This is a genomic window from uncultured Ramlibacter sp. (assembly GCF_936925435.1).
Lineage (GTDB): Bacteria > Pseudomonadota > Gammaproteobacteria > Burkholderiales > Burkholderiaceae_C > Ramlibacter.
Genome location: NZ_CAKZHQ010000020.1, coordinates 90970 through 100110, shown reverse-complemented (window position 1 = coordinate 100110; position 9141 = coordinate 90970). Strand labels below are relative to the sequence as shown.

The 9141-nt window shown below is 66.4% G+C and carries 9 protein-coding genes and 1 pseudogene; 2 read left to right on the top strand and 8 right to left on the bottom strand.

What is annotated here, in order from left to right:
• Positions 1-570 (bottom strand): LpxD N-terminal domain-containing protein (locus Q0632_RS10050; protein WP_298928341.1); only part of this gene is annotated, 570 nt, incomplete at its 3' end.
• A gap of 89 nt (positions 571-659) precedes the next feature.
• On the opposite strand from Q0632_RS10050, the pseudogene Q0632_RS10045 reads away from it, so the two are divergent.
• Both Q0632_RS10045 and Q0632_RS10040 read left to right on the top strand, forming a co-directional pair.
• A pseudogene (locus Q0632_RS10045) lies at positions 660-1121 on the top strand (acetyl-CoA C-acetyltransferase); the annotation flags it as partial.
• Between the two features lie 113 nt (positions 1122-1234).
• Entirely contained in the window at positions 1235-1918 is a 684-nt protein-coding gene (locus Q0632_RS10040; RefSeq protein WP_298928325.1) for a GAP family protein, read from the top strand.
• 373 nt (positions 1919-2291) lie between these two features.
• Here Q0632_RS10040 and Q0632_RS10035 read toward each other — a convergent pair whose 3' ends face one another.
• From Q0632_RS10035 to Q0632_RS10005, 7 genes are all read right to left on the bottom strand, one after another.
• On the bottom strand, positions 2292-2708 hold the full coding sequence (locus tag Q0632_RS10035; protein WP_298928322.1) for a DUF1579 family protein: 417 nt from the start codon (positions 2706-2708) through the stop codon (positions 2292-2294).
• A gap of 300 nt (positions 2709-3008) precedes the next feature.
• Positions 3009-3974 carry an ABC transporter substrate-binding protein gene (locus Q0632_RS10030; RefSeq protein ID WP_298928319.1) on the bottom strand — a complete coding sequence of 322 codons (966 nt, stop codon included), beginning with the start codon at positions 3972-3974 and terminating at the stop codon, positions 3009-3011.
• Positions 3975-3981: 7 nt separating this feature from the next.
• Complete coding sequence (locus Q0632_RS10025) at positions 3982-4968, bottom strand: tripartite tricarboxylate transporter substrate binding protein (protein ID WP_298928316.1); 987 nt, start codon at positions 4966-4968, stop codon at positions 3982-3984.
• A gap of 290 nt (positions 4969-5258) precedes the next feature.
• The gene (locus Q0632_RS10020; RefSeq protein ID WP_298928313.1) at positions 5259-6107 is read right to left on the bottom strand and encodes an endonuclease/exonuclease/phosphatase family protein; all 849 of its coding nucleotides are present in this window, start codon (positions 6105-6107) and stop codon (positions 5259-5261) included.
• Between the two features lie 9 nt (positions 6108-6116).
• Positions 6117-6953: a carbohydrate ABC transporter permease gene (locus tag Q0632_RS10015; RefSeq protein WP_298928309.1), complete on the bottom strand. Its 837-nt coding sequence runs from the start codon at positions 6951-6953 to the stop codon at positions 6117-6119.
• Complete coding sequence (locus Q0632_RS10010) at positions 6950-7843, bottom strand: carbohydrate ABC transporter permease (RefSeq protein ID WP_298928305.1); 894 nt, start codon at positions 7841-7843, stop codon at positions 6950-6952. Before Q0632_RS10010 ends, Q0632_RS10015 begins: the two co-directional genes overlap by 4 nt.
• Positions 7844-9133: an ABC transporter substrate-binding protein gene (locus tag Q0632_RS10005; RefSeq protein WP_298928302.1), complete on the bottom strand. Its 1290-nt coding sequence runs from the start codon at positions 9131-9133 to the stop codon at positions 7844-7846. It abuts the gene before it with no gap.
• Between the last annotated feature and the right edge of the window lie 8 nt (positions 9134-9141).

Below are 9141 nucleotides of genomic sequence, written 5' to 3'. Positions count from 1 at the left end.
GCCAATCCGGGTCCCGCGACCGATGCGAGCGCCCGGCCCGACCGTCACGACCGGCGATAGCAGAACGCCCTCCTCGAGCATGGCCTCGGCGTGCAAGGCCTTCGAGGCAGGCTCGTGCCGTCGCGGCGCGTGGAGCCTGGCCACCGCGGCGGCCCACGCGGCCTGCGGGTGTCGGGTCAACAGCGCCGCGCAGGTCGCCGGAAGGAAGTCGCGATGTTCTGGACGCACGAAACAAGCGCCGGCCCGCGTCTCGGCGGCGGCGTCCTTGCGCTTTGCGTCGGAGAAGAAGGTGATCGCCTCGGCGTCAGCGGAATCCAGCGGCGCGGCGTGGGCGATGGTTTCCAGCTCCATCCACACCGACGGCTCGAGCACGCGCGCCGCCTCGAGGCTGGGCGTGAGGGCGGTGCGCACGTCGTCGCGCGAGAGGCGCGATCCGGCCAGGCCGGCGGCGAGCGCCAGGGCGCCGGCATAGGCCATCTTGGTCCACGGCACAGCCGTGGCGAACATCTGCACAGGAATGACGCCGAACCATGTGATCGCGGCCAGCCCGCTCACCAAAAGCCCGGTCAGGGCCGCAGGCGACAGGCGCCGCGCCGCAAGCGCTCGGCGTGCCGCGCGTGCTGGCGCTGCTGCGCTGGCCCGATGCCTTCCGCCCCGATGGCACCGTGACCGCCGGTAACGCCTGCCCGCTCAACGACGGCGCCGCCGCCGTGGTGGTGATGACGGCCCAGAAGGCCCAGGCGCTAGGCCTCAAGCCCCTGGCGCGCATCGCCGCCTTCGGCACCACCGGCCTGGACCCGGCCACCATGGGCATGGGCCCGGTGTCCGCGACAAAGAAGGCGCTGGAGCGCGCCGGCTGGAAGACCGGCGAGGTCGACCTGTTCGAGCTGAACGAGGCCTTTGCCGCCCAGGCCTGCGCCGTCAACAAGGCGCTGGACATCGACCCGGCCAAGGTCAACGTCAATGGTGGCGCCATCGCCATTGGCCACCCCATCGGAGCGTCGGGCGCCCGCATCCTGGTCACGCTGCTGCACGAGATGCAGCGCCGCGACGCCAAGAAGGGCGTCGCCGCCCTGTGCATCGGCGGTGGCATGGGCGTGTCGCTGGCGGTCGAACGCTAACTGTCATCCCGGACTTGATCCGGGATCCATGACCCCTGCGCGCATGGGACTGATGTCCAATGGACGGCGGCCGTGCGCCCCCGTCTACTGGGCGCTCACCTGGAAGGCGTCCCATGCTCGAGACCATCGGAGACCTGCTGCCGCTTGCCGTGGCGACCTCGCTGAGCCCGCTGCCGGTCATCGCCATGATCATTCTGCTGACGTCTTCCCACGCCCGCAGCGCCACGCCCGCCTTCCTGGTGGGCTGGATGGCGGCCATTGCCGCGGCCGTGGTCGGCTTTGCCTTGCTGTCCGAGCTGGGCATGGGCCAGAGGCGCGGCGGTGTCGTCGGGCCCATCGTCAAACTGGTGGTCGGGTTCTTTCTGCTGGCGCTGGCCTGGTGGCAGTGGCGCCAGCGGCCCGAGCCGGGCGAGGTGGCGCAATTGCCGCGCTGGCTGGAGGCGGCGCAACGCATGGGGCCGCTGCAGGCCGCCGGCCTGGGCTTCATCATCTACGCAGCCAACCCCAAGAACCTGGCCGTGGGCCTGGCGGCGGGCGTTGTCTTCGGTTCGGCCGACCTGCCCCTGCGGCAAGCCGCCTTTGTGTGCGCCTTCTACGTGCTGGCCGGCGCCGTCACCGTCATCGTCCCGGTGGTGGGCTACCTGGTGGCGGAGCAGCGCGTGCGGCCCATGCTGGGCGAGATGCGCGCCTGGCTGACGCAGAACAACTTCACCCTGATGGCCGCCTTGCTGCTGGTGATCGGCGCCCTGATGGTCGGCAAGGGCATCTCGGGGCTGGGCGCGGCGCTGCGGATTTGAGATTTGGTTTGTCATCCCGGACTTGATCCGGGATCCATCGTGGCAAGCACCGATCCTGGCCCGCGCCGGCCGGCATCCGGGCTGCGGCCTACGGGCATCGTGCCGCCTGCCGGCGGCATTCCCTGTGACGCCCGGGAAACGTGCCGCGCTCTCCGGGCCAACCGGTGCCGGTCGCCGGCGCATGCCCAAAGGCCGCAGCCCGGATGCCGGCCGGCGCTGGATCGGCCGTTGTGGCTGGCGTGATTGCAAAAAAGAGGTTCTGCAATCAGTTCGGCCTGTAGCCCCCGGAAAATGGACTTCTCTTGCTATGAATTGAGAAGCAGATGGACTGTGAAGTGAAAGTTTTAACGAGATTTGCAGCACGGGCTTCTGCTCATGCACGCACCAATTCAAGCTTGATCCATGGTTGCCAGCCAGACTTGCTTTCATTGAGCTCCCAAAGCCCTTTCAGGCGATTCTTCTGAGCGTCGAAGCTGCCGCTAAACCGCACCGTCTTTCCCTGGATGCTCCAGCGCCGCCCCTTGAGAGCGACAACAAAGACTTCCATCGACCCCTGATCATCGAAAGATCTGGCGAAATGCTGCTTCTTCGAAGCGTCGAACCCCATCACTTCCATCGATCGGGTGGGCTTGCCATCAAAACGCGCATCGACCTCATGCACGATGAAATGCCTGCCGGGCAACCATCGATAAGTATCTGTGGCCGACAAGGTGCTCGCTGGACTTGCCTGTGTTTCAAGAACTTCGCCGGTGGTGTTCCAGGTGCCAATGAAAATCTCGAACCGGGACATACGGTTTGCTGGCATAGCTTCTCCGTTTGCTGTGACTGGTCTTGGCGGTGCCATGATTCGCACTTCTGCGCTTCCCAAACGATCGCCGCAAGCCGTTTTATTGTCAAATCAGCCTCTAGCCCCTGCTGAATGGACCTTTCATGCTATGAATTCAGGAGCGGACGGTCCGCGCGCTTGATCCCCGCAAGCCCGCCACCACGGCCCATCCAGCGCCGGCCGGCGCATGCCGGGGTAGGGGAACGTGAAGATGCATCCCGGATCAAGTCCGGGATGACACTATCGAGCCCGGGATGACAAATGTCAGGCCGGGTCCGCCAGCGAGCGCACCCGCTCCTGCAGCGGCGGCAGGAAGCTGGCGTCAAACAGGCGCTCCGGCGAGGGCGGATGTGCCAAGCCCTTGGCCTGCGCCATCAGCTCGGTGGTGCGCGCCAGGCGCAGCGGGTCGGCGGGGCCTATGCCTTGCGTCGCGCCGTCGGCGTGGGCCATCTCCAGCGCCAGCGTGCCCGTGAGTCGCGCCTTGTTGGCGGCACGGTCGATGGCGGGGTTGCGGCGCACGACGGCGTCGATGGCGGCTTCAATTTCGTTGACCGTGTCCACCAGGCCGCGGTTGATGGCGCGCACCAGGCCTTTGACGGCCTCGGGATGGTCGCGCCGCAACGCCGGCGTGACCATCACCGCGCCGCCGTAGAGCGAAGGCACGTGGTGCTGCCATTCGAAGTGATGCAGCACCGCGGCGGGGTCGAGGCCGGCCTCGATGCTTTGCGCCTTGATGGTGTTGACGAAGCCAAACAGGCCGTCCCACTTGCCCTGCAACATCAGCGGCACGATGTCCTTGTGCGGCAGGGTCGACACCTCGATCTCGATGCCGCTCGCGTCGATGCCGCAGGCGGCGCAGAACTCGGGGAACATGCGCCAGGCCGCGTCATTGGGGTGGGTCACCAGCTTGCGGCCTTCCAGGTCTTTGGGGCTGCGCAGCGGGCCGGCCGCCGGCACGGCGATGGTGTAGGGCGAGCGGTTGTGCATGACGTAGACGCCATAGGGTGCGTCCTGCGGCCGTGCCGAGGCCCACTCCACCAGGGCGTTCATGTCGCCGTAGCCGGCGTCGTACAGGCCGTCGGCCAGCTTGGGCACGGCATTGGCCAGCGTGTCGCCCTCGGTGAACTCCAGCTCCAGCCCCTCGTCGCGGAAGTAGCCGCGGTCCTGCGCCAGGAAGAACCAGGCCTGCGGGCCTGAGTAGAAGGTGTTGAGGATGAAACGCAGCTTCAATGGATGCCTAGAGTTTGATGCCGGCGCTCTTGACCGTGGGCCCGAGGACAGTGACCTGATTTTTCACCAGCTCGTTGAACATGGCCACCGATTCCGGCTTGGCCGCGATGCCCAACTCGGCCAGCTTCTTCTGGATCTCGGGCATGACCAGCACCTCGTTGCAAGCCGCATTGAGTTTGGCCACCACGGCGGCCGGCAGCTGGGCCGGGCCCGACAGGCCGAAGAAGTTCTCCAGCACCAGCTTGGGCTGGCCGAATTCGACGATGGTTGGCACCTCGGGCATCAGCAGTGAGCGCTGGGTGCCGGTCACCGCCAGCGGTACCAGCTGGCCGCTCTTGAAGAAGGGCACGTAGGAGGTGATGACGTCGATGCCAATGGGGATGGTGTTGGCGATCAGGTCGGTGGTCATGGGCGCGCCGCCACGGTAAGGCACGTGGACCATGTTGATGCCGGTGAGCTTCTTGAGCAGCTCGCCATCCACGTGGCCGATGGAGCCGGGACCGCCCGAGCCGTAGTTGATGCTGCCTTCCTTGCGGGCCTTGGCTTCGAACTCGGCATACGTCTTGATGCCCGAGGCCTTGCTGGCCATGATGACCAGGGGCGCCGCGCCCAGCGAGGCAATGTGGGTGAAGCCCGTGACCGGGTCGTAGGGCAGCTTGTCCAGCAGAAAGGGGCCCAGGGCGATGGGCGTGGTGTTCGACAGCATCAGCGTGTAGCCGTCGGCAGCTGATGTCGCCACGGCGGCGCCGCCGATGGTGCCGCCGCCGCCGGGCTTGTTGTCCACCACGACAGGCTGGCCCAGCTTCTTGGTCAGTTGCTCGGCCATCAGGCGGGCCAGCACGTCGCTGGAGCCGCCCGGCGGGAAGGTGACGATGATCTTGATGGGTTTGTCCGGCCAGTCGGCGGCCAGGACCGGCAGGGTGGCAGCAGCCATGCCGGCGGCCAGCAGTTGCAGGGCGCGGCGGCGCGTGGAGAGAGCGCAGAAGTGGGTCATGGCAGGCCTTGGTTGTGCAGGCCACGGATTAGCAAGGATGGTGCCATTGGTCGGGTGCGCCTTCCAGCGCCTTCCAGCGCCGGCCGGCATTCGGGCTGCGGCCTGTTGGGCATGCACCGGCGACCGGCATCGGTTCATCCAGAGAATGAAGATGCATTTTCCCGGGCGTCACAGGGAATGCCGCCGATCAGGCGGCACGATGACCGTAGGCCGCAGCCCGGATGTCGGCCGGCGCAGGCAGCACCGAAAGCTCGAAGAGGGGCTTCGATAGGCTCAGCCCGAACGGGGTGCTAGGACAATTCAATCGCCACCGGCTGGTGGTCCGACACCTGGGTCTCGCTGTCGATCGTCATGCTGCGCAGCCTGTCCTTCAGGCTGTCACTGACAAAGACGAAGTCGCAGGCCACGGGCACTGGCCCATAGGTGCGGTCGTGCAGGCGGAAGGTGGGGTCGTGCGGCGCCTCACCGTGCAAGAGCTTCCAGCTGTCCCACAGGCGTTGGCCTTCGCCAAATGGCTCTTGTATCGCAGCGTACTCGGGCTCCGAGGGCTCCAGGTTGAAGTCGCCGCAGAGGATGGCATTGGCGGTGTGGGCCTTGCTCTGGAAGGGCGAGCCGTCGCTGCTTTGCGCCGACGGCTGCGCGGCCTGGGCGCAGGCTTCGATGTGCAGGGCGCGCAGGGCCTTGGCCTGGGCCATGCGCTGGGGCTTGGAATAGAACTCCAGATGCGTGGTCATGATGCGCACCGCACCCAGCGCCGGGTCGCACACCGTCACCACGGTGGCCATGCGCGGCATGCTGCGCACACCCTGGTCGGCCGGATAGGGCAGGGGGTGGTGCTGCACATGGGCAACGGGCAGGCGCGTGGCGATCAGGTTGCCGAACTGCTGGGGCGCACCTTGGGGCGACCACTCGTTGACCGCCGCGCCAAAGAACACCTGGTAGCCGGGCAGCAGCTCGCGCAGGATCTGGACCTGGTCATGGCCCGGGTTGCCCAGCAACCTGGGGTAGTGGACCGAGATCTCTTGCAGGCAGAGCACGTCGAAGTCGGCCAGCGCGCGCGCGCCATCGACGATGCGCTGTGGGCTGACGATGCCGTCGTTGCCGCAGCACCACTGCGTGTTCCAGGTGACCAGTTGCATGGCCGCAGTCTATTTGATGCCGGCCCGCATGAAGCTCTGCACGAACTGGCGCTGGAACAGCAGGAAGGCGATCAGCAGCGGCGCCGATGTCATCAGCGTGGCGGCCGTGATGATGGACCAGTCGACGCCCTGGTCGACCGAGGAAAACACCTGCAGGCCCACCGTCAGCGGCCGCGAGTTGACGCTGTTGGTGATGATCAGCGGCCACAGGAAGTTGTTCCAGTGGAAGCTCACCGACACCAGCGCAAAGGCGGTGTAGACCGGCTTGGCCAGCGGCACGTAGACGCGCCACAGCACCTGCATGGCGCTGGCGCCTTCCACCCGCGCCGCCTCGTCCAGCTCCTTGGGGATGCCCAGGAAGGTCTGGCGCAGCAGGAAGATGGCGAAGGCCGAGGCGAAGTAGGGCAGGCCGATGGCCAGCAGGGTGTCGACCAGGCCGAGTGCCGCCATGGTCTTGTAGTTCTCCACCAGCAGGATGTCCGGCATGATCATCAGCTGCACCAGCACCAGGGCGAAGGCCACGTTCTTGCCGCGGAACTCGTAGCGGGCGAAGGCGTAGGCGGCGAGGGTGGCCAGCACCAGCTGCACGCACAGGATCATGGCCACCAGGACGGTGGTGTTGAAGAAGTAGCGGGCAAAGGGCGCGGCCTCCCAGGCGCGGCGGAAGTTGTCCAGCGTCAGCGGGGCCAACAGGCTGAAGTTGGTCGAGAACTCCACCGGGTGGAAGGCCGTCCAGGCGGCATAGACCAGGGGCAGGATCCACAGCAGGGCCAGCGCCCAGGCTGCCACCGTGTCCAGCCAGCCCGGCTCGTTGTAGGCCAGGCGTTGCGAGGGTGCGGCGCTCATTTGTAGTGCACCTTCTTGTCCAGCACGAAGAACTGGAACAGCGCCACGCTGGCCAGCACCGCCACCAGCACCACGGTGATGGCCGAGGCGTAGGCCGTGTCCCAGAACTTGAAGCCCACCTCGTACAGGTGGTACAGGAGCAGGGTCGAGGCGTTGTCCGGCCCGCCGCGCGTGAGCACGAAGACGTGGTCGACCATGCGAAAGCCGTTGATCACCGCGTTGATCAGGACGAACAGGGTGGTGGGCATCAGCAGCGGCCACTGCACGCGCTTGAAGAAATACCAGCGTGATGCGCCCTCGATTGCGGCGGCTTCGCGCAGGCTGGGGTTGAGCGTCTGCAGCGCCGCCAGGTAGAAGATCATGAAAAAGCCCGCTTCCTTCCACACGGCGACCAGGGTGATGCAGGCCAGGGCCGTGCGCTGGTCGCCCAGCCAGTTGTGCGAGGGCAGGCCCAGCGCGCCGGTGACCTGCTCGAGCAGGCCGTACTGCGGCGTGTAGAAGAACAGCCAGATGTTGGCCACCGCGATCATGGGCAGCACGGTGGGCGTGAAGAAGGCCATGCGCAGGAAGGCGCGGCCGGCGATGCGCTCGTTGACCCACAGCGCCATCACCAGGGCCAGGCTTATGGACAGCGGGATGGTGGCGCCGGCGAACCAGAGGTTGTTGACTACAGCCTTCCAGAACACCGGGTCCTCCACCATCGACTGGTAGTTCCCGGGGCCGACCCACACCGCGGGCCGGCTGCCCTTGGGCGTGGAATAGAAGCTGTCGACCAGCGTGGCGACTGTGGGCCAGTGCGTGAACGCGACCAGCAGAACCAGCGCGGGCAGCAGCAACAGCCACGCGTGGATGGACGCGTGGCTGGGCCCGTTGAGGGACCGTGCGGACACTTACTTGTACTGGCGCAGGATGCGGTCGGCTTCGGCCTGCGCGTCCTTCATGGCCTGGGCCGGCGTCTTGGTTCCGGTCAGGGCGGCCTGCAGGCCGTCGTTCAGTGCCTTGGTCACGCGCTGGTTGTCATGGGTGGAGAACTCCGCCACCGAGACGGGCAGCTGGTCGCGCGCCACCAGGGCCGGCGGGAAGTCGCGGCCGTACTTGCGCAGCGTGTCGGTCTCGTAGGCGGCAGGCGTTACGGCCACATAGCCCGTGTCCATGCTCCATTGGGCGGCGCGCTCAGGCTGGGTGATCCACTTGATGAACTTGAACGAGGCTTCCTGCTGCGCCGGAGATGCCTTCTTCGAGATGTAGAAGTTGCCGCCGCCGGTGGGCGAGCCCTTGCGCTTGGCGCCGGGGATCATGGCCACGCCGAAGTCGAACTTGGCGTTGGCCTTGACGTTGGTCAGGTTGCCGGTGGTGGTGTACATCATGGCAACCTTCTTCTCGAAGAAGTCCTTGGGCGTCGTGCCCCACTCCACCACGCCGGGCGGGTGCACGCCGGCCTTGCCCAGGTCGACCCAGTATTGCAATGCTTCCACCACCTTGGGGTCGTCGAACTTGACCTGGGTGCCGGCCTCGTTGGCCAGGATGGCGTCGGCCGGCGTGGTCAGGGTCTGGAACAGCCAATAGGGGAAGCCGCTGGAGGGGATCTGCACGCCCCATTGCGTGACCTTGCCAGAAGCGTCCTTCTTGGTCAGCTTGGTGGCGGCGTCCTTCAGTTCAGCCCAGGTGGAGGGCGGGCTGTTCGGGTTCAGGCCGGCTTCCTTGAGCAGCTCCTTGTTGTAGAACATGACGACGGTGGAGCGCTGGAAGGGGATGCCCCAGGTCTTGCCGCCGGTCTGGCTGTTCATCATGAACGCCTTGTAGAAGCTGCCCAGCCACTTGCGGTCGTCGTCGGTCTTGATGAAGTTGTCGAAGGGGACGATGGCCTCTTCGTCGATCAGGGTGAACATGTCGGTGGACAGCAGCACCGAGGTGACGGGCGGCGTGCCGGCCTTGTGGGCCGTCAGGGTCTTGACCAGGGTCTCCTGGTAGGTGCCGGCGTAGACCGGCGTCACCTTGATGCCGGCATTGGCTTTCATGAAGTCGGCGGCGAAGCCATCGATGGCCTTGGCGATCGGGCCACCCACGGCCACCGGGTAATAGAAGGAGACTTCGGTGGTCTGGGCTTGGGCGCTGCCCCAGCCCATGGCGGCGGCGGCGCCAGCGGCCAGCAGGAAGCGGTGGAAGGTCTTGCGTTGCATTTTGGTTT

Excerpts from the sequence above, each read along its gene's own strand:
- Q0632_RS10015 (WP_298928309.1), bottom strand. The coding sequence starts at position 6,953 with ATGAGCGCCGCACCCTCGCAACGCCTGGCCTACAACGAGCCGGGCTGG.
- Q0632_RS10025 (WP_298928316.1), bottom strand. The coding sequence starts at position 4,968 with ATGACCCACTTCTGCGCTCTCTCCACGCGCCGCCGCGCCCTGCAACTG.
- Q0632_RS10040 (WP_298928325.1), top strand. The coding sequence starts at position 1,235 with ATGCTCGAGACCATCGGAGACCTGCTGCCGCTTGCCGTGGCGACCTCG.
- Q0632_RS10020 (WP_298928313.1), bottom strand. The coding sequence starts at position 6,107 with ATGCAACTGGTCACCTGGAACACGCAGTGGTGCTGCGGCAACGACGGC.
- Q0632_RS10005 (WP_298928302.1), bottom strand. The coding sequence starts at position 9,133 with ATGCAACGCAAGACCTTCCACCGCTTCCTGCTGGCCGCTGGCGCCGCC.
- Q0632_RS10035 (WP_298928322.1), bottom strand. The coding sequence starts at position 2,708 with ATGTCCCGGTTCGAGATTTTCATTGGCACCTGGAACACCACCGGCGAA.